The sequence below is a fragment of the Klebsiella sp. NPDC088457 genome (assembly GCF_044900465.1).
Taxonomy (GTDB): Bacteria; Pseudomonadota; Gammaproteobacteria; order Enterobacterales; family Enterobacteriaceae; genus Klebsiella.
Map to the genome: position 1 here is coordinate 122,437 of NZ_JBJDNH010000001.1, position 17,699 is coordinate 140,135.

Annotated in this window: 19 protein-coding genes and 1 pseudogene; 4 read left to right on the forward strand and 16 right to left on the reverse strand. The window is 60.5% G+C overall.

The features are described 5' to 3' along the window. Positions 1-99 precede the first annotated feature (99 nt). The gene (locus ACI2JR_RS00525) at positions 100-372 is read left to right on the forward strand and encodes a hypothetical protein (protein ID WP_132730909.1); all 273 of its coding nucleotides are present in this window, start codon (positions 100-102) and stop codon (positions 370-372) included. A gap of 30 nt (positions 373-402) precedes the next feature. On the opposite strand, the gene ACI2JR_RS00530 is transcribed toward ACI2JR_RS00525, so the two are convergent. Next, positions 403-1,326 (reverse strand): LysR substrate-binding domain-containing protein, encoded by a 924-nt coding sequence (locus tag ACI2JR_RS00530; RefSeq protein ID WP_462477728.1) that lies wholly within the window; start codon positions 1,324-1,326, stop codon positions 403-405. A gap of 105 nt (positions 1,327-1,431) precedes the next feature. Here ACI2JR_RS00530 and ACI2JR_RS00535 point away from each other — a divergent pair, with 105 nt between their 5' ends. Next, the gene (locus tag ACI2JR_RS00535; RefSeq protein ID WP_132730908.1) at positions 1,432-1,746 is read left to right on the forward strand and encodes a carboxymuconolactone decarboxylase family protein; all 315 of its coding nucleotides are present in this window, start codon (positions 1,432-1,434) and stop codon (positions 1,744-1,746) included. Positions 1,747-1,756: 10 nt separating this feature from the next. Beyond that, on the forward strand, positions 1,757-2,182 hold the full coding sequence (locus ACI2JR_RS00540; protein WP_462477568.1) for a tautomerase family protein: 426 nt from the start codon (positions 1,757-1,759) through the stop codon (positions 2,180-2,182). An 87-nt stretch (positions 2,183-2,269) separates the two neighbouring features. Here ACI2JR_RS00540 and nhoA read toward each other — a convergent pair whose 3' ends face one another. The 4 genes from nhoA to ACI2JR_RS00560 form a co-directional block, all read right to left on the reverse strand. After that, complete coding sequence (gene nhoA, locus ACI2JR_RS00545; RefSeq protein ID WP_462477569.1) at positions 2,270-3,115, reverse strand: N-hydroxyarylamine O-acetyltransferase; 846 nt, start codon at positions 3,113-3,115, stop codon at positions 2,270-2,272. Between the two features lie 79 nt (positions 3,116-3,194). Next, a complete protein-coding gene (locus tag ACI2JR_RS00550) occupies positions 3,195-4,850 on the reverse strand; it encodes an ABC transporter permease (protein WP_462477570.1) in 1,656 nt (551 codons plus the stop codon). A gap of 101 nt (positions 4,851-4,951) precedes the next feature. Next, entirely contained in the window at positions 4,952-5,920 is a 969-nt protein-coding gene (locus ACI2JR_RS00555) for an ABC transporter substrate-binding protein (RefSeq protein WP_132730904.1), read from the reverse strand. Further along, positions 5,917-6,621, reverse strand: coding sequence for an ABC transporter ATP-binding protein (locus tag ACI2JR_RS00560; RefSeq protein ID WP_462477729.1), 705 nt, complete (start codon positions 6,619-6,621; stop codon positions 5,917-5,919). Before ACI2JR_RS00560 ends, ACI2JR_RS00555 begins: the two co-directional genes overlap by 4 nt. 211 nt (positions 6,622-6,832) lie before the next feature. Here ACI2JR_RS00560 and ACI2JR_RS00565 point away from each other — a divergent pair, with 211 nt between their 5' ends. Further along, positions 6,833-7,414, forward strand: coding sequence for a flavin reductase family protein (locus tag ACI2JR_RS00565; protein ID WP_132730902.1), 582 nt, complete (start codon positions 6,833-6,835; stop codon positions 7,412-7,414). A 100-nt stretch (positions 7,415-7,514) separates the two neighbouring features. On the opposite strand, the gene ACI2JR_RS00570 is transcribed toward ACI2JR_RS00565, so the two are convergent. The 11 genes and pseudogenes from ACI2JR_RS00570 to ACI2JR_RS00620 form a co-directional block, all read right to left on the reverse strand. Then, positions 7,515-8,366, reverse strand: a complete 852-nt coding sequence (locus ACI2JR_RS00570; protein ID WP_462477571.1) for a DMT family transporter — start codon at positions 8,364-8,366, stop codon at positions 7,515-7,517. Positions 8,367-8,565: 199 nt separating this feature from the next. Further along, entirely contained in the window at positions 8,566-8,751 is a 186-nt protein-coding gene (locus tag ACI2JR_RS00575) for a hypothetical protein (RefSeq protein ID WP_462477572.1), read from the reverse strand. A gap of 78 nt (positions 8,752-8,829) precedes the next feature. Continuing rightward, positions 8,830-9,060 carry a tautomerase PptA gene (gene pptA, locus ACI2JR_RS00580; RefSeq protein ID WP_132730899.1) on the reverse strand — a complete coding sequence of 77 codons (231 nt, stop codon included), beginning with the start codon at positions 9,058-9,060 and terminating at the stop codon, positions 8,830-8,832. A gap of 68 nt (positions 9,061-9,128) precedes the next feature. Further along, entirely contained in the window at positions 9,129-9,746 is a 618-nt protein-coding gene (locus ACI2JR_RS00585) for a glutathione S-transferase family protein (RefSeq protein WP_462477573.1), read from the reverse strand. Positions 9,747-10,082: 336 nt separating this feature from the next. Further along, positions 10,083-10,976, reverse strand: a complete 894-nt coding sequence (locus tag ACI2JR_RS00590) for a transporter substrate-binding domain-containing protein (RefSeq protein WP_462477574.1) — start codon at positions 10,974-10,976, stop codon at positions 10,083-10,085. Next, on the reverse strand, positions 10,973-11,749 hold the full coding sequence (locus ACI2JR_RS00595; protein ID WP_132730896.1) for an amino acid ABC transporter ATP-binding protein: 777 nt from the start codon (positions 11,747-11,749) through the stop codon (positions 10,973-10,975). The genes ACI2JR_RS00590 and ACI2JR_RS00595 overlap by 4 nt, the downstream gene beginning before the upstream one ends. Then, positions 11,733-12,659, reverse strand: coding sequence for an amino acid ABC transporter permease (locus ACI2JR_RS00600; protein ID WP_132730895.1), 927 nt, complete (start codon positions 12,657-12,659; stop codon positions 11,733-11,735). The genes ACI2JR_RS00595 and ACI2JR_RS00600 overlap by 17 nt, the downstream gene beginning before the upstream one ends. A gap of 9 nt (positions 12,660-12,668) precedes the next feature. Then, complete coding sequence (locus ACI2JR_RS00605) at positions 12,669-13,178, reverse strand: GNAT family N-acetyltransferase (RefSeq protein WP_132730894.1); 510 nt, start codon at positions 13,176-13,178, stop codon at positions 12,669-12,671. A gap of 11 nt (positions 13,179-13,189) precedes the next feature. Beyond that, positions 13,190-15,460: pseudogene (locus ACI2JR_RS00610) on the reverse strand (NtaA/DmoA family FMN-dependent monooxygenase). A gap of 52 nt (positions 15,461-15,512) precedes the next feature. Continuing rightward, a complete protein-coding gene (locus tag ACI2JR_RS00615) occupies positions 15,513-16,634 on the reverse strand; it encodes a M20 peptidase aminoacylase family protein (protein WP_462477575.1) in 1,122 nt (373 codons plus the stop codon). Beyond that, positions 16,631-17,632, reverse strand: a complete 1,002-nt coding sequence (locus ACI2JR_RS00620; protein WP_462477576.1) for an MsnO8 family LLM class oxidoreductase — start codon at positions 17,630-17,632, stop codon at positions 16,631-16,633. Before ACI2JR_RS00620 ends, ACI2JR_RS00615 begins: the two co-directional genes overlap by 4 nt. Between the last annotated feature and the right edge of the window lie 67 nt (positions 17,633-17,699).

A 17,699-nucleotide genomic window follows, 5' to 3' on the forward strand; every position in this document is an offset into this window, starting at 1 on the left:
CTGTAGTCGCTTCCCGCAATGGCTTATACTCTTCCCCGCGCTTGCTCTCTTCTCTTGAAAAGCGCTGACTCAACCCGATGATACGTATGTGAGGGAACCATGGGGAAATACGTCATTTTTATCAGCAGCCGCGGCGGGAAAGCCGTGGCAAAAGACGCAGTGACATCCTCTTTGATTAAAGAGATGAAACGACAGGGATTCAGAAAACATCACGTTGAGGTAGACGCTGAAAACGAAACAGATGCCGTTAAAGCGTTCAATAGATTTAATGACGATTATCTGACGGAGGTAAAGGACTACACCGCAAGCGTTATATTTGGGTGCCTGTGCGCTATTCCTGTTTTCATCATTATTCTATTGTCAAACGGATAGCAAATTTGCGCCTCAGACGCAAAAAACAGATTAACAGACCGGGGCTCCGCGCACAGCGAAACTATCCGTCGGCGGCATATGCAGCGCAAAACAGGCGGTAATGGTATGCAGCAGCAGTTTCGCCGGCCCGGCAAGCCGATTTTCATCGCCATATAACCCCACTCCAATGTCACCCGCCGCAGGCAATTTTGCGCAATGAACGACCTGCAGCGAAGCAGGCATGCCCATCGTTGTGCGTAGCGCCACCCCCAGCCCTGCAGATGCGGCGGCCCAGATACCGTTCAGGCTGCGGCTGGTAACGGCAATACGCCAGGGAATACCGGCGTTGTCTAACGCCGCGGTGGCGGCGGTGCGCATGACGCACGGCGCTTCAAAGGCCAACAGCGGCAGCGGCTGGTTTCTGTCGAGATAACGGGCAAGATCGAACTCCGCCGCGGCGATCCACTGCAGCGGCAGTCTCCCCAGCAGATGATCAAAAACCGGTTCGTCGCGCCCTTCCCAGCTCAGGGCCAGATCGAGCTCCTGGCGCATCATCGCCTTGCGCAACGGCGCATTTCGCGTGACGGTAACCGCAATCTCCACCTCGGGACAGGCCCGGGAAAATTGCCCGAGGACCGCCGGCAGTAACACCTCGCCAAAATCCTCCTGCAGTCCGAGGCGAACCTCGCCGCTCGCTCCTCTGGCCTTCAGCGCAGCCCAGGCTTCGTCATTCAGGCTAAGCATTCGCCGCGCGTAGCTCAGCATAATCTCCCCCTCCGCCGTCAGCGCCAGATGACGCCCAGCCTTTTGTACCAGCGCCGTGCCGCTCTGCTGCTCAAGCTTTTTAAGCTGAGCGCTGATCGCCGACGTTGAACGCCCCAGGCGTTCGGCGGCAAGGGCAAAACTGCCGAGCTCCATTCCGGTCACGAAAGCGCGTAGCGCGTCGGCATCAAAGGTCAGTGGTCGTCTGGTCATCATTAATCATCCCATTTTTCAGGATTGTTATTCATAAATTATATGATTATCGAAACCATCATAACCGGATATCGTCTCCGTGACATCCCACATATGAGGTTGAAAATGGACAAAGTTAATCTGACACGGGAAAACCTGGCGGCGCTGGCGCCAAAGCTGGCATCACTGAGTGAAGAGGTCCTGTTTGGCGATATCTGGCAGCGCCCGGCGCTGTCACCGCGCGACAGAAGCCTAATCACTCTCAGCGCGCTGGTCGCAATGTATCGTCCTGAACAGCTTGCCTGGCACCTGAAATTCGCCCGGAAAAACGGCGTAACGGAGAGCGAAATCACGGAGCTTTTTACCCACCTGTCGTTTTACGCCGGATGGCCAGCGGCGGTGTCGGCACTCAATGTGTTTAGCCAGCGCGATACCGAATGAGGGGATGCTTATGCCCATGACCCGCATCGCCATTTCTGAGTCGCGTTTCGCGCAATGGCACGCTCAAATTTCCCTGGATTTGCAGCAGGCGCTTGAAGACCATTTTTCGGTGCCGCCTGGCGACTGCTTTCAGCTTTTTGACTGCTACAGCCCGCGACAGCGCGTGTTTGACCCTGACTATCTCTGCGGCGCAGAGGGCAGGCGCAGCGACGATTATCTGCTGTTTCTGATAACGGCAGGCAAAGCGCGCAGCCCGCGCCAGAAGCAGGCTTTTTATCAAAATTTAGTCGCCAGACTTGAACGCTCGTTGGGGATCGGCCCGCATAACATCATGGTGGTCATTGGATTTACCGAGCCGGAGGACTGGTCATTCGGCGGCGGGAAAATGTTTTGTTTAGCGGATATCCCACCGCCGTCGCGACCCGAGGAGGAATAGCGGGCAAGCGCAAACGCTCGGGCCGGAACGAATGGCTTCCGGCCCCGAGATTCCCGACCAGTTGACCGGGCAGGAGGCGCTCAGCGCCTACTTGCCCGCGTCAGGATGGGTATCAAACGCCGCCATCACCGCCGCCAGTTCGGCCTCGCTGAAGCCATGTTTGGCATCATCGACGCCGAGGCCAAAGCGCGTCTGCAGCGCATCGTACAGCGTGGCGACATCCGGGAGGTCCACTTTCTCCACCACATGCTGGTTATCCCAGTGGGTAAAATGGAAATTGGTCAGGGTCATCTTGCCGCCGTCGGGCAGATGACGGCACATCAGCAGGTGGTGGCGAAAATGCGACTGCGGCCAATGAGCCGACCAGAAGTTACCCATCACATAATCGGCGGCAAACTGGCGATCCAAATCGAAATGGTACATCGATTGCCAGTGCTCATGATGGTTAAACTGCAAGGTCCACAGATCGCCTTCATGCAGCAGACGATAGGTGCCGTGCGGAGTTTGCTGAGGAATATCCGCCAGCAGCTTAATCGGCGCGGTCAGGGTCTGGCCGCCAAAGCCGACGTCGGCAATCCAGCGCTCTCCCTCCACTTCCACCAGCAGCAGCCGATGGGTACGCGGCGGCATTTGCGGCGGATTCGCCAGCACCACCCGGCCGAGCAGACTGCGCACCCGGAAGCCAATCTCACTTAAGGCGCGCTCAAACAGGCCGTTTTGTTCAAAACAGTAGCCGCCGCGCCGAGCGCCAATCAGCTTATCTTCCAGCGCCCGATCGTCGAGATGGATCTCCCTCGGCAGCAGCACATCCAGATTTTCAAACGGGATCGCGCCAGTGTGGTGAAGATGCAGCGTCCGCAGCGTGTTAATCGACACATCGGGGGTTCCCGTCCAGCCCAGACGAGAAAAGTACGCACGTAAAAATGGGCTCATCAATGCCTCCAGCAAACGGTGTGCGTCATTTATAGCGTATTTTTAGCCGCGCACTGGCAATTTTGTGCGATCGCCCGCGTCAGCGGGCGGTACGCTGCATCAGCGCCAGGGCGCCAAGCATCAACAGCAGGCCGCTGAAAAGCGTCAGGCTTGCCATCGCCATTCCCTGCCCCGGCGAACCTTGCTCAAACTGACGCCAGATAAACACCGCCACGGTCTGGGTGCCCGCCGGCGCCAGCAGCAGGGAGGTCACCAGCTCACGCGATGCCACCGCAAACACCATTAACATCGCCGCCAGCAGTGCCGGGAAGACCAGCGGCAGGACGATCAGCCGCAGCGCCTGCAGCGACGATGCGCCATGTACCCGCGCCGCCGGTTCAAGGTTCGCGCCAAGCTGACGCAGCGCGCTGCCGACGTAACGCACCGGCCACGGCAGCAGCAGGCAGCAATAGGAGAGCAGCAGCATAAACCAGGTGTTATAGGGCGACACCGGCCAGAACGGGCGGTTCCAGAGCAGGATCAGGCCGACGCCCACCACCACCCCGGGCAACGCCGCTGGCATCAGCGACAGGGCATCAATCAGCGCGCTGCCTTTGATTTTTTGCACCAGCACCAGCCAGGCGGCGACCAGACCGAGCACGCCGACAATCAGCGCCGAAGCCAACGCCAGAGAGAGGCTGGTGCCCAGCGCCGATAGCGCATCGCCCTGCTGACTGAAGAGCGCGGCAAAATGTCTGAAGGTCAAATTGTCCGCATTCAGGCCGCCGGAAAGCGTACCGCTCAGACTGGTGGCCACCATCGACGCGCCCGGCAACAGCACCGCCAGCCCGCCGACCGCCGCCAGCAATAAGAGGGCCGGCGCGGTCAACCAGCCCAGTTCAGCCCCGCTGTTTTCACCCGGTTTGCCGGTCACGCTGGTCACCTCTTTGTCGCCAACCAGCCGCTTTTGCAACCACCAGGCGAGGAGCGCCAGCGTAATTAACAGCAGTGACAGCAGCGACGCCCCGGTCAGGTCGATTGGCCAGTCGGCGAGTTTGTTTTCAATACCGACGGTAAGCATCACCACCCCCGCGCGCGACCCCAGCGCCGCGGGCACGCCATACTCCTCAATCGCCAGGGTAAACGCCAGCAGCATCCCCGCCGCCAGCGCCGGAGAAAGCATCGGCAGCGTCACGTGCCAGAACGCACGCCAGGCGCTGGCGCCGTGGACCCTGGCGACCATAGCCAGCCGCTGCCCGCTCGCCAGCAGGCTGCGCGAAACGGCAAAATAGACCACCGGGAAAATATTCAGCGTCATCACCAGCACGATTCCCGTGCGGCTAAACAGCAGATCGTTAAGATCCCACCCGGTGAGCTGCTGGAGATAACCGTTACTCTGCAGCAGCAGCATCCATGACAGCGCCGCGATGTAAGGCGGCGTCAGAAACGGGATCAAAAACAGCAGATCCCACAGGCGCGACAGCGGCAGATTAAACAAGCCGCGCAGCACGCCGAGCGGTAGACCAATCGTCACGCTGACCAGCGCGACGCCGCAGGCAATCCATAAGGTCCCGCCCAGCATGGCCGGTATTTGCGGATCGGCCAGCAGCGCGGAAACCCCGCTGAACGGGCCCTGGAATGATCCGCCGCTAAACTGCGGAAACACCGCCTGTAAGAGAATAAAAAGCAGCGGCAACGCCACCAGCAGCAGAAGCGCCGCCAGCGTGATGCCGGGAATCAGTTTCTGTTTCACCATATCTTCCTGGGGACGAGCGAAATCATCCGGGCGGCGGCCAGACGCAAACCCGACGTCTGTCCCCCCGGCCGGCACCGCGCCGCCGGGGAGAATAGCCGAACTTATTGTCCGAACAGGGTATTGAAGCGGGCCAGCACCGCGCGACGTTCGCTGCTGCCGTCGCCGGTGGTTGGCAGAACCTTCAGCTCGTTGAGCAGCGGACGTTTGGCGGTAATGTCGGCCCGCGCCGGCATCAGCCAGGCCCCGGCGACCAGCGCCTGCCCTTCCGCCGACAGCACATAATCGACAAAGGCTTTGGCATCATCCGCATGCCGGGTGGTTTTGAGGATCATCATCGGCCGCGGGGCGATCACCGTACCGCTGGCGGGGAAAATCACCTTCAGCGATTCACCCTGGTTGATATTGCCGTAGGAAACGTAATCCACCGCGCCGAAGACCGCCGCTTTCGCGCCTTGCATCACCGGCGTAACCGCCTGGGCATTCGGTCCGCTCACCACCATACCGTTCTTTTTCAGATCGTCGAACAGCGCCCAGGCCTTATCGCCCATGCCATTTTGCAGCCCGATCAGCAAATCTAACGATGCGCCCGACAGCGCCGGGTCCGGCGTCGTCACTTTGTCTTTAAACGCCGCTTCGGTCAGATCGCGCCACTCTTTCGGCTCCGGGGTCCCGCTTTTGCTGTTCCAGACGATCCCCAGCGCGGAAATCCCCTGCGCGACGTAGTCCGCCGACTGCAGGTTGGCCGGTACCTTTTCGGCATTGGCGCTCTGGTACGGCAGGAGCCAGCCGCGGTTATGCAAATCCTCCGCGGTATCCCACGACGCGGAGATCAGCACATCCGCCTGCGGGTTAGCCTGTTCGGCTTCGAGCCGCGCCATCACTTTGCCGGTGGTGGCCTGGAAAATATTCACCTTGACGCCGGTTTTCTTTTCGTATCCGCTGGCAAGGCTTTTCGCCAGCGTACCCGGGCCGGCGGTATATACGGTCAGCGCGTGGGCGCTGGAGATCATCGTGGCCGATAGCATAATCGCGAGCGTAGCTCCTTTCTTAAACGTCATAACGGATTTCATGCGGTTTCCCCTGAGGATGAAGTCACGGTGCGGACGGCGGCGATGCTGCCCGCGGATAAATGCACAATACGGTCAGCCAACAGCTCTGCTTCGCGGCGGTCATGGGTGACATACACCGCGGTGATCCCGAGCTGGCGCAGCAGGCGGCTCATTTCGATACACAAGGATTCGCGCAGTTCGCTATCGAGGTTGGAGAGCGGTTCGTCGAACAGCAGCACCCGCGGCTCGGCAACGATGGCGCGCGCCAGCGCCACCCGCTGCTGCTGCCCGCCGGAGAGACCGGACGGTTTGCGTTCGGCGAAACCGGTTAAACCGACCCTCGCCAGCGCAGCGTTCACCCGCTGCTGGCGTAGGTTGCGCGCCACGCCGCGCATCCGCAGCGGGAAGGCAATATTTTGCGCCACCGTCATATGCGGCCACAGGGCGTAATCCTGGAACACCATGCCAATATCGCGCTGCTCCGGAGGCATTCCCCATCCGCTTTTGGCGATCAGCCGATCGCCAAAATGGATTTCGCCTCTGGCCGGAACGGTTAATCCCGCCAGCAGGCGCAGCAGGGTGCTTTTGCCGCAGCCGGAGGGGCCCAGCAGCGCGACAATGCTGCCCGCGTCGATATGCAGATCGATATGGTTAAGTACGGTATGAGTGCCGAAAGCGAAAGAAACGCTATCGAGTTTGATGCCGGTAAGCGCACGCATTATCGCCCTCCCCGCCGGGAAAGCGATGCTCTGCCGGCGGTCAACATCCGCCGGGCCGCGCCCACCTGTGCTAAAAACAGGGGAGCTAACATAGTGTTATCCTCTTTGGGACTTAGTGCTGCCGACTATAGGCAGCCTGTATGACGTATTGATTACATTTTCATTGCGGCTTAACGTGTTGTCTGGCATCAGACCCATTTACCAAGGAACGCTTATGAGCCGTTTTCGCCACGTGGAACTCCAGTACGCCAGTCGCCTGCTCAATCACGGCCCGACTATTCTTATCACCAGCTATGACGCGGCATCAGAACGCCGCAATGTGATGGCCGCCGCCTGGTCGATGCCGGTGGAGTTTGCGCCGCCGCGCCTCGCCATCGTGGTCGATAAGAGCGCCTGGACACGGGAAATTATTGAACGTAACGGGACCTTCGGCATCGTGGTGCCGGGCGTCGCCGCCGCCAGCTGGACCTATGCGGTCGGCAGCATCAGCGGGCGCGACGAAGATAAATTCAACGCCTACGGTATTCCGGTGGTCAATGGCCCGGTACTGGGGCTGCCGTTAATTGAGGAGAAGTGTCTGGCGTGGATGGAGTGTCGCCTGCTGCCGCCGACCGCCGCTCAGGAGCAGTACGACACGCTGTTTGGCGAGGTGGTTGCCGCCGCCGCCGATGAGCGCGCGTTTATCAGCGGACGTTGGCAGTTCGACGACGATAAGCTCAATACGCTGCATCATCTCGGCACCGGAAACTTTGTCGCCAGCGGCCGACATGTGCGGGCCAATACCCCGGAGGAGTAGTTTGCTTACTGCCCCCGGCGGCCTGGCGACCATAGCGCCAGAGACAGAAAAGCGCCGTTTCACCCTACGCGGGCGGGCGCGGCCAACGGCGCGCAGCCGTTTACGACGCTGACCCGCAGAACGCAACCGCCGCAATAATCAATCCGCCGCCGATAAAAACGGCCGGCCCCGGCAGCGAGCCAAACCAGATGGCGGCAAAGAAAACCGCCCACAGCGGCTCCAGCGCTATCACGATCGCCGCTTTGCCCGCGGCGACGTATTGCAGCGCAAAGGTCAACAGGCTGTAGGCGATACCGGTGCACAGCACGCCTATTAATATAACGTGCAACAACGTCTCACCGTCGGCGCTGCGGATGGCGGAATATCCCCAGGGAAGCGTGGCCAGCGCGCAGGCGCAACACTGGAGCCATGCGGACTGCAGCGGCGAAGCGCCGGTCTTCGCATGGCGGTTATACAGCACAATCACCGCGTAAGATAAACCCGCGGCTAGCGCCCACAGCAGCGCGCTTCCCCCGCCCTGCGCCGACAGCGCTTCAGGCGAAATGACCAGCAGGCCAACCGCCACCATCACCATCGCGGCGACATCCCGCCGGGTAATCGGCGTGGCGAAGATAACCCGGCCAATCAGCGCCACAAACAGCGGAAAACAGGCGAAGCCCAGCGTCCCGACCGCCACACCGCCCTGTTCAACGCCGGTGAAAAAGCAGATCCAGTGCCCGGCCAGCAGCAGGCCGTTAATCGCCAGATGAGACAGCTCTCGCCAGGATAGCCGCCGCCACTGACGACGCGCCAGCAGCAAAACTGCGGATAAGGTCACTACCGCCCAGGCGGCGCGCCCGGCGACAATCGCGCTCACCGGCAGCGGCAGCCCTTTCGCCAGCACCGCCGAGAGACCAAATAACATCGTGCAAAGCTGCACGCCGGCTAACGCCTGAAACTTTCTTAAATCCATATTATCCCCCACTCTGCGCAGAGCAGGCTAACATTGCGGGACGCTTTTATAAAATCTCATCATCGATGGGGTATCGATTCGACCAGCGGCCGTCGGACCTCAAGCCTTTACCCGCCGCTATCCCGCGCGCAAGCCAAAAGAGGGGCTTCTGAAGGGAACCCGCATGCGGTGTGTTATGCCGCATCCGGGTAGCGCCGGATCAGGTAATGATAATCGCCCGAATATTGTTAACGTTGGTCAACGTCGGGCCGGCGATCGCCAGATTCCCCTGGGCGGCAAAAAAACGATCGCGAACCGGCGTCCGGGACTGCCGTTGGCGGCAATGTGGGTGAAAGAAACCCAGCATGACGTCCGCGCGGCGATGCTCCGCGTCCGGGCTTCGCATCCTGAATTGTATGCTGAGACCGGCGATGGGGGATAGCCCGGCAACGGGCGGCCTGGACGCCGCCTTGCGGGACAGGTATTACGACATGCTGTAGCCCGGTTTTTTAATCAGCCGCGCCATCTGCGGGGCAATCTCGCTGTCCCAGACCTGCTGCCAGTCGCTTTGCTCAACCTGATTGAGGGCGACGCTCACCGCGCCCTCTTTGCTATTGAGATGACGGACAAGCACGTCGGTGATATCGGCGGCCAATGCGCTTTTTTGTTCATCGGTCAGATCGCGGGGAAAACATTTAATATCAACATGTGGCATAGCAGGCTCCTTATTTGTCAGATCGATAAACTAGCATAGCGCCGCGGAGTCGGTTCGCCTTTTGTGTTTTAAATCAACTCGTTGTCACGCAGAACCTGCTGTAGCTCCGGCCGCTGGTACACCTTGTCCGCCACGGCGACAAACTTTGGCGTGTGCTCCATAAACCACGCCCGCCGCGGCCCCCAGTTGCACATCGCCGCGATATAACAATCGAGCAGCGAAATGTCGGCCCCCAGCGCATAAGGCTCCGCGCGCAGCTGCTGTTCCAGCCACAGATAGAGCGACTTGCGATAGCGAATGCAGTTCTCCCGCAGCTGCTCAGGCGCATCGTCGGTCCAGCGCTGTGGATAATCGGCATAGGTGAACGTGGGGTAGACATTGGCCACCAGCCAGATCAGCAGGCGCTGAAACTGCTGGCGCTGCGGCGTCCCCGGCGCCGGCGCCAGATCCGGGCGCTGGTCAAGGATCATTAAGGCCATCGCGGCGGATTCGGTCATCACGCTGCCATCATCCAGCCGCAGGGTCGGTACCTGACATAGCGGGTTTAGCTGCAGCAGGCTGTCGCGCTGCGGGCCCGGCTGATCGAAACCGGCAACGTTGACGAAGCGATAAGAGATCCCGGCCAGGGTCAGCATCAGCTCGCCGATCGCCGACCCCCAGCCCGGTACACCATAGACGGTTATCATTTTCGGCCTCCACGATAAACATTAAGTTTAGGCACAAAATCGGGCTGGCATGCCGGCCCCCCCGCGCAAAAGTACGACGCAACATGATACAGAATACGCTGTTGCCGGTAGCGTTGCCCCCGTCGTGGCGACGCCCAACCCTGCAATACCGCATACAAATCCGCCACACAACGCATAAAGTGACATTGACATCATCTTTGCCGATTTGTGAACACCGCGATGAAAGTCGATATCAATAATTATCCGGTCCGCTGGCAACATCAGCGCCTGATTTAATACCGCTGGCGAAAGTTCGTCCCGCTGTTTCGCCCTGTACTCCGGCGAAACAGCGGTTTTTTAGTAGGTGATCCCCGGGGGATTTACCTGAGACTGTGCCACCGCTTCGCCCTGCTCTCCCCAGCGTGCCAGCACCTGCTGATACTCGCCGCGCGCGATCGCGCCATCAAGCGCCGCCTGCAACGCAAACACCAGGCCATTGCCCTTTTTAGTGGTGGTGGCGACGTACGCTTTTTTCGGCCCCAGCCCGACAACTTTGGTGGTCCCGGTCAGCGCCGCTTTGTAGGCCGCCACCGACTGAGGGCCAAAGAAGACATCGGCGCGCCCGGACTGGATGTACAGATTGCCGGAGGCGTCATCAGTCAGGTACACCGGCAGCGCCGGCTGGCGCCCTGCGGCGGCGTTCTCTTCGTTCCAGCCGAGCAAAATGCGCTCCTGATTAGTGCCGGAACCGACAATGACCTTCCGGCCGGAGAGATCCGCCGCGCCGCTGATGTGAGCGATACTGCTGGTGGATTTAACCGAAAAAGCCAGCGAATCGACACGATAGGTGGCGAAATCGAACTTCTCCTTACGCTGTTCGGTGACTGCGATATTGACCAGCGCCACGTCATAACGCCCGGAGGTAATCCCCAGCGGCCAGTCTTCCCACGCCGTCGGCACCAGCTTCAGCTTCAGGCCTAAACTCCCGGCCAGCAGGCGGGCAATATCCGGGTCGCTGCCAATCCGCGTCCGGTTATCGCTCGCCAGCAGCGCCAGCGGCGGCGAGTTGAGCGCCGAGATCGCCACCGTCAGGGTACCGGGCTCAACAAAGTGATAACCGGCCGGGATCCTGGCGATCGCCTGCTTATCCAGCGTGACCGGTAGCGGCTGCTCATTCGCCCGCAGATCGATTTCCGCCTGCGCCCCCGCAGAAACGGCGCAGAGGGCCAACGCGACTATCCCCGTTCTCATACCAGTACCTTCGATAAAAATTGCCGCGTCCGCTGATGCTGCGGATGGTTAAGCACGGCGTCGCTGCTGCCCTGTTCAATGATTTTGCCATCGACCATAAACACCACCTGATCGGCGACCTCGCGCGCAAACCCGATTTCATGGGTCACCACCACCAGCGTAGTGCCGGAGCGGGCCAGTTTTTTAATCACGTCAAGGACTTCCCCTACCAGTTCCGGGTCCAGCGCCGATGTCGGCTCATCAAACAACATCACCCGCGGCTTGAGGGCCAGCGCTCTGGCGATGGCGATGCGCTGCTGCTGGCCGCCGGAGAGATGGCGTGACCAGGCATCGGCCTTATTGCGCAACCCCACCACATCAAGCAGCTCATAGGCGCGTTCGACCGCTTCCTTACGGCTGGCCTGCTTGTGGGCGATCGGCGCTTCAATCAGGTTTTCCAGCACCGTCAGATGGGGGAACAGGTTGAAGTTCTGAAACACATAGCCCACGTTAACCCGCTGGCGGAGGATCTCTTTCTCCTTCAGTTCATACAGTTTGTCGCCCTGCCGACGATAGCCGATGTAATCGCCATCGATCTGGATAAAACCTTCATCGACCCGCTCCAGGTGGTTAATGGCGCGCAACAGCGTTGACTTTCCCGACCCGGACGGACCGAGGATCACCGTGACCGTCCCGGGCGCGATCTCCAGCGAAACGTCGTCCAACGCCTTGTGGCGACCAAAATATTTGCTGACGCCGGTAATCGAGATATGGCCGTTATGAGAGTTGGGCATGGATAGTCTCCTGCGGTTGCGGCTGACGGGGCGATTCGGCGCTGCGGGCGCGGCGCGGCGAGTTCACCGCAGAGCGACGTTCGCTGCGCGCGAGGGCGCGCTCCACCAGATATTGAATCAGCGACAGCACGCTGGTGATCGCCAGATACCAGACGGCGCCAACCATCAGCAGCGGGATCACCTCCTGGGTGCGGTTGTAGATCATCTGAATGGTGTAGAACAGCTCCGGCATCGCCAGCACATACACCATCGCCGTACCTTTGGCGAGACTGATAATTTCATTAAAGCCGGAAGGCAAAATCGTCCGCAGCGCCTGCGGCAGAATAATACGCAGCGTGCGGCGCCACGCGGGCAGGCCCAGCGCGGCGGCCGCCTCATACTGCCCGTGGTCGACGCCGAGAAAACCGCCGCGGATGATCTCCGCGGTATAGGCGCTCTGCACCAGCGTCAGTCCGACTACCGCCGTGGAAAACTGTCCCAGCACGTTAATGGTCTGGTAGTTGCCCCAGCTGATATGGGTAAAGGGAATACCCAGCGACAGCGTGTCGTAAAGATAGGAGAAGTTGTAGAGGATAATCAGCACCACAATCAGCGGCAGCGAACGGAACAGCCAGATATAGCCCCAGGCAAGGCTGCTCAGCAACCATGAGGAAGAGAGTCTGGCCAGCGCCAGCAGGCCGCCGAAAATGACGCTCAATACGCTACCCAGCAGCGTCAGCAGCAGCGTTTGCCCCAGCCCTTCGAGGATAACCGGATCAAAGAACCAGCGGGCAAAGACCGCCCACTCCCAGCGCGGGTTAAAGGCCACCGATTGCACCACCACCGCCAGAACCAGCAGCGCCAGCACCGCGCCCACGGCACGTAGCGGATAGCGCGCCGGGACCACTTTAATCGTTTCCGATGTTTTCATGTTCCCTCCTCAGGCGCTGTGGCTTAGGGCGCTGACCGCCAGCGCTTTGGTGAACCGCAGCCGGCCGTCAAACGGCGGCTGGCTGTACTCTTCCGGGTTGCGCGTCAGGTCAAACTGCGCGTCATAGCCCTGGCTCAGATAGAGCCTGACCGCTTCCGGCTGGCGAAAACCGGTGGTCAGGTAGATATGGCTGTAGCCCGCCAGCACCGCCCGCCGCTCCAGCTCCTGCACCACCCTGGCCGCCAGCCCCTGCTGACGCAGGGCATGATGAGTCCAGATACGTTTTATTTCCGCGGTGTGGGTATCTTTCGGTTTGTAGGCGCCGGTGGCGATAATTTCCCCCTCCCGCTCCAGCACGATAAACAGCCCCTGCGGCGCCAGATACCATTCGGTCAGTTCGACTTCCGCATCGCGGGAAAAATAGTCGCCGTAGCGCGACGCGTATTCAGCGAACAGGCCGTTGATAATCGGCTGTAGTTCAGGCGCTTCGGGTGAAATATCGCGGAATAGATCGCTCATACTGCCTCCTGTTAATCGCCGAGCCCGGCCGGGTTAATTTCTGATTGCGGGATGCTCTCCACGCCTTCGCCCCAGCGGTTAAGCACCCTGGCGTAATCGCCGTTGTTAATCGTACCGTTCAGCGCCGCCTGCACGGCATCCACCAGGCCGCTGCCTTTTTTCACCGTAACCGCAATATGCGCCGCTTTTGGCCAGCCGCCGTCCACGCTGCCAACCAGTTTGGTTTTCCCGGTCAGCGCCGCTTTCCACGCCCCGATGACGTTCGGGCCAAAGAAGGCGTCGGCGCGACCGGACTGGATCGCCAGCGTCTGGGCGGCATCATCTTTGGTGTAGACCGGGGTAAACGGCTTCAGCCCCTTCTGCAGGTTTTCCGCATTCCACGCCAGCAAAATGGCTTCCTGATTGGTACCGGAGCCGACGATAATGCGCAGCCCGGCGATATCCCCGGCGGTGTCAATTTTGTGCAGCGGGCTGGTGCTCTTGACGTAGAAGCCCAGCGAATCCTTACGGTAGGTGGCAAAATCGAACTTCTCTTTACGCTCTTTGGTCACGGTAATATTGCTGATCGCGGCATCATATTTGCCGGAAGCCACGCCCAGCGGCCAGTCCTCCCATGACGTCGGCACCACGTTCAGCTCCAGCCCGAGGCTATCGGCGACCAGGCGGGCAATATCGGCCTCGCTGCCAAGCAGGGTCTTGTTATCATCCGAAAATACGGTCAGCGGCGGTGAGTTCAGCGCCGCCACCGCCACGGTGAATTTCCCCGGTACCGCGAAGTGATAGTTGGCCGGCAACAGGGCAATGGCCTGCGGATTTTTCGCCGTGTGAATCGGGGCTTTATTCGCCTCCAGACTTACCCCGGTACCGTTAATGTTGACGTCCTGCGCCCATAACGGGGCGCTGAAGGCCAGGGCAAGCGCCAGTAAAAGTGACTTTTTCTGCATAGCGAGAGTTCTCTGTTGTTATTGTTGTTGTTGGAATTGATTAACCGGCAGCGTCAGCCCCAGGCTTTCGCGCAGCGTCGTTCCCGGATACTCCCGGCGGAACAGCCCGCGCTCCTGCAGAATCGGCACCACCCGGTCGACAAAGCGCGGGAAGGTATCCGGCGTGCCGCCCTGGATAATGAAGCCGTCGGCCGCGCGCTGTTCAAACCACTGTTGTAGACCGTCGGCCACCTGCTGTGGCGTCCCGGCAAAGCGCGGGCGTGGGCTGGCGGCTTCCAGCGCGACCTGGCGCAGGGTCAGGCCGCGCTCGCGGGCGTTGCGCTTGATTTCATCGGTGGTGCTGCGGAAGCTGTTTTTGCCGAGGTCGCCAATATCCGGGAACGGTTCATCCAGCGGGTACTGCGCAAAGTCATGGTGTTCGAAATAGCGCCCAAGGTAGTTGAGGGCATCCTCGATCGACACCAGCGCGGCGGTGGTCTGATATTGCTGTTCAACATCGTCGGCATCGTCGCCGACGATCACGCTGACTCCCTGGAAGATATGGAGCTGGTCGTCGCGGCGGCCATAGGCTGCCAGCTGACTTTTGACATCGCGATAAAAGGCCTGCGCTTCGTGCAGCGACGCCTGATGGGTGAAAATGGCGTCGGCATGACTCGCCGCCAGCTTTTTGCCATCATCAGAGGCGCCGGCCTGAAAAATAATTGGCCGTCCCTGCGGAGTCCGGGAAATATTCAGCGGCCCGGCGACCTGGAAAAAATCGCCGTGATGATCGAGGGTATGCAGCTTATTTTTATCGAAGAATTGGCCGGTCGCTTTATTACGCACAAAGGCATCCTCTTCCCATGAATCCCACAGGCCTTTGACCACGCGTAAATATTCATCGGCGATGCGGTAGCGCAGCGCGTGGTCAGGATGCCGGGCGCGGGAAAAGTTCTTCGCCGACCCTTCCAGGGGGGACGTCACCACGTTCCAGCCCGCGCGCCCCTGGCTCAGGTGGTCAAGGCTGGCGAACTGTCTCGCGGTGGTGAACGGCTCGCTATAGGAGGTGGACAGGGTCCCGACCAGCCCCAGCCGCCGGGTGATCGCCGCCAGCGTCGACAGTACCGTCAGCGGTTCAAAGCGATTTAAAAAATGCGGGATCGATTTCTCGTTAATATATAAGCCATCGGCGACAAATAAAAAGTCCAGCTTGCCCTCTTCCGCTTTTAAGGCCGTCTGTTTGACGAACTCAAAATTAATGCTGGCATCCGCCTGGGCGGTCGGATGACGCCAGGCCGACATATTTCCCGATGCGCCATGTAATATCGTGCCCAGACGCAGTTGTCGTTTTTCAGACATAGCAACCCCTTTCCTTGCCGAAAATGAAAATAAAAGCCTGAGGTCTCAGGCGTTAAATCTGGCGTAATGCCTGTTGCGCCAGCGCCGCGAAATAGCGGGCCGCCGGAGCAATTAAGTTGTCATCCGGATTGTAGGCCGGGTGGTGAAGACCGAATTCGCTGGCGCTGCCGATGCTGACAAACGCGCCGGGAATATGCTGCAGGTAAACGGCGAAATCTTCGCCGCCCATGTGCAGATCCGCATGACGGGTGCGGTAGCCGGACTGTGCGGCAACCTCGCTGGCAAATGCCGCCCAGCGTTCGTCATTGACCAACGCCGTCGGCCCGGCGTACCAGAAGACGTCGATTTGCGCGCCAAAAGCGCTGGCGAAACCGGCGGCAATTTCACTGACCCGCCCCTTGACCCGCTGCTGCACCTCGCTGCTGTGGGTACGCAGGGTCCCTTCAAGCTCCACGCTTTCCGGCAGCACGTTCCAGGTATTGCCGCCCTGGATCCGCGTCACGCTCAGGACCACCGAATCGAGGGTATTCACCTCGCGGCTGGCAACGCTCTGCAGGACGGTGACCAGCTGGCTGGCCAGTAAAATCGCATCTTTGCCTTCGTGCGGCCGGGCGGCATGCGCCCCTTTACCGGTGACCTTAAAGACGAAGCGATCGACGTTGGCGTAGAACGCCCCGCCGCGGGTGGCGAACTCGCCCAGCGGCAGGCCGGGTTCATTGTGCATGCCGAAGATCGCGGAGACCCCCTCCAGCGCCCCGGCGCGAATCAGGGTTTTCGCCCCGCCAAAGTTCTCTTCCGCCGGCTGGAACAAAATGCGCACCCGGCCCGGCAGCTGCGCTTCCCGTTCTTTCAGCAGCAGCGCAGCCCCCAACATCACGCTGGTGTGGATATCGTGACCGCAGGCGTGCATCACCCCCTCGTTTTGCGAGCGATACGGCAGACCGGTGGCCTCCGCAATCGGCAGCGCGTCGATATCCGCCCGCAGGGCGATAACCTTGTCACCGCTGCCGACTTCCACCACCAGCCCGGTTTTCAGCTCGTAGGGCAACACCCGCAGGCCGCCGCTCTCGAGCCAGTCGCGAATGCGCGCGGTGGTCGCCACCTCCTGCAAGGAGAGTTCCGGGTACTGATGCAGCTCGCGCCGCCAGTTGATCAGCTGTTGTTCAAAGCTCATGGCAGCGCCTCCGCACCTAGATGGGCCTGGGCCAGCAGGCGCAATGAGTCGAGACGCGCCTGCCCTTCGCTGAGCGGCGTGTCGATAATGAATTCGTCAATATTCCAGGCGCTATGCAGGGCGTCGAGCTGCGTTTTGACCTCCCCGGCGGTGCCGGCCAGCAGCGAAGACTCGCGACGGGCGATCCGCGTCGGCTGACTCCCGGCCTGGCGCGCAAAAGCCGCGGCCTGCGCTTCGCTGCCGACGGTGACCCGCTGGCCGTTTTCCAGTTCAACGCCCCAGACTTCGACCTGTTTAGCCAGCGCGGCCGCCGTCGCGCTATCCTCCGCCACGATGACCTGCACCGCGACGATGGCGTCCCGGCGGCTGAGGGCGCGCCAGCGGGTCAGGACATCGCGCAGCAGGGTTTTATCGCCGTTAAGGTGGGCGGCAAAGACAAAGTTCCAGTCCAGCTGAGCGGCCAGCTGGGCGCTTTCGAGGCTGGCGCCGAGCAGAAAACCGTCGGCGCGGCGCGGGGGGATTGGCGTGGCGCGCAGGCTCTCCTCACCTTCAGCATCGGTAAGCGACAGCCAGTTATCCAGCTGCGCGAGGCGGTCGGCAAAGGTTCCCCCCTCTTCAGGATGCAATCCCTGTTGCAGGGCGCGGGTGGACAGCGGCAGGCCGCCCGGGGCTTTACCGACGCCCAGATCGACGCGGCCCGGCGCGATAGAGGCCAGCAGGTTGAAGTTTTCCGCCACTTTATACGGGCTGTAGTGCTGCAGCATGACGCCGCCGGAACCAACGCGAATCTGGCGGGTCTGGCCGAGGATCCAGGCGATCACCACTTCCGGCGACGGGCTGGCTAATTGATCGGTATTGTGGTGCTCGGCAATCCAGAAGCGGTGATAGCCCCAGGCTTCCGCCTGTTGCGCCAACGTTAATGTACGCGTCAGCGCCTGAGCGGCCGTTTCCCCCGCCGCCAGCGGACTTTTATCCAGGATACTGATTCGATAAGACATTTCGCAGGCTCGTATTAATTAACATGCCTGCATTATTAGAATCTGCCGCGGCCACTGAGAAACAATT

Excerpts from the sequence above, each read along its gene's own strand:
- nhoA (WP_462477569.1), bottom strand. The coding sequence starts at position 3,115 with ATGAGCCCATTTTTACGTGCGTACTTTTCTCGTCTGGGCTGGACGGGA.
- pptA (WP_132730899.1), bottom strand. The coding sequence starts at position 9,060 with ATGCCACATGTTGATATTAAATGTTTTCCCCGCGATCTGACCGATGAA.
- ACI2JR_RS00565 (WP_132730902.1), top strand. The coding sequence starts at position 6,833 with ATGAGCCGTTTTCGCCACGTGGAACTCCAGTACGCCAGTCGCCTGCTC.
- ACI2JR_RS00530 (WP_462477728.1), bottom strand. The coding sequence starts at position 1,326 with ATGACCAGACGACCACTGACCTTTGATGCCGACGCGCTACGCGCTTTC.
- ACI2JR_RS00600 (WP_132730895.1), bottom strand. The coding sequence starts at position 12,659 with ATGAAAACATCGGAAACGATTAAAGTGGTCCCGGCGCGCTATCCGCTA.
- ACI2JR_RS00620 (WP_462477576.1), bottom strand. The coding sequence starts at position 17,632 with ATGTCTTATCGAATCAGTATCCTGGATAAAAGTCCGCTGGCGGCGGGG.
- ACI2JR_RS00605 (WP_132730894.1), bottom strand. The coding sequence starts at position 13,178 with ATGAGCGATCTATTCCGCGATATTTCACCCGAAGCGCCTGAACTACAG.
- ACI2JR_RS00615 (WP_462477575.1), bottom strand. The coding sequence starts at position 16,634 with ATGAGCTTTGAACAACAGCTGATCAACTGGCGGCGCGAGCTGCATCAG.
- ACI2JR_RS00555 (WP_132730904.1), bottom strand. The coding sequence starts at position 5,920 with ATGAAATCCGTTATGACGTTTAAGAAAGGAGCTACGCTCGCGATTATG.
- ACI2JR_RS00525 (WP_132730909.1), top strand. The coding sequence starts at position 100 with ATGGGGAAATACGTCATTTTTATCAGCAGCCGCGGCGGGAAAGCCGTG.
- ACI2JR_RS00595 (WP_132730896.1), bottom strand. The coding sequence starts at position 11,749 with ATGCCCAACTCTCATAACGGCCATATCTCGATTACCGGCGTCAGCAAA.
- ACI2JR_RS00590 (WP_462477574.1), bottom strand. The coding sequence starts at position 10,976 with ATGAGAACGGGGATAGTCGCGTTGGCCCTCTGCGCCGTTTCTGCGGGG.
- ACI2JR_RS00585 (WP_462477573.1), bottom strand. The coding sequence starts at position 9,746 with ATGATAACCGTCTATGGTGTACCGGGCTGGGGGTCGGCGATCGGCGAG.
- ACI2JR_RS00570 (WP_462477571.1), bottom strand. The coding sequence starts at position 8,366 with ATGGATTTAAGAAAGTTTCAGGCGTTAGCCGGCGTGCAGCTTTGCACG.
- ACI2JR_RS00540 (WP_462477568.1), top strand. The coding sequence starts at position 1,757 with ATGCCCATGACCCGCATCGCCATTTCTGAGTCGCGTTTCGCGCAATGG.
- ACI2JR_RS00535 (WP_132730908.1), top strand. The coding sequence starts at position 1,432 with ATGGACAAAGTTAATCTGACACGGGAAAACCTGGCGGCGCTGGCGCCA.
- ACI2JR_RS00575 (WP_462477572.1), bottom strand. The coding sequence starts at position 8,751 with ATGCGAAGCCCGGACGCGGAGCATCGCCGCGCGGACGTCATGCTGGGT.
- ACI2JR_RS00550 (WP_462477570.1), bottom strand. The coding sequence starts at position 4,850 with ATGGTGAAACAGAAACTGATTCCCGGCATCACGCTGGCGGCGCTTCTG.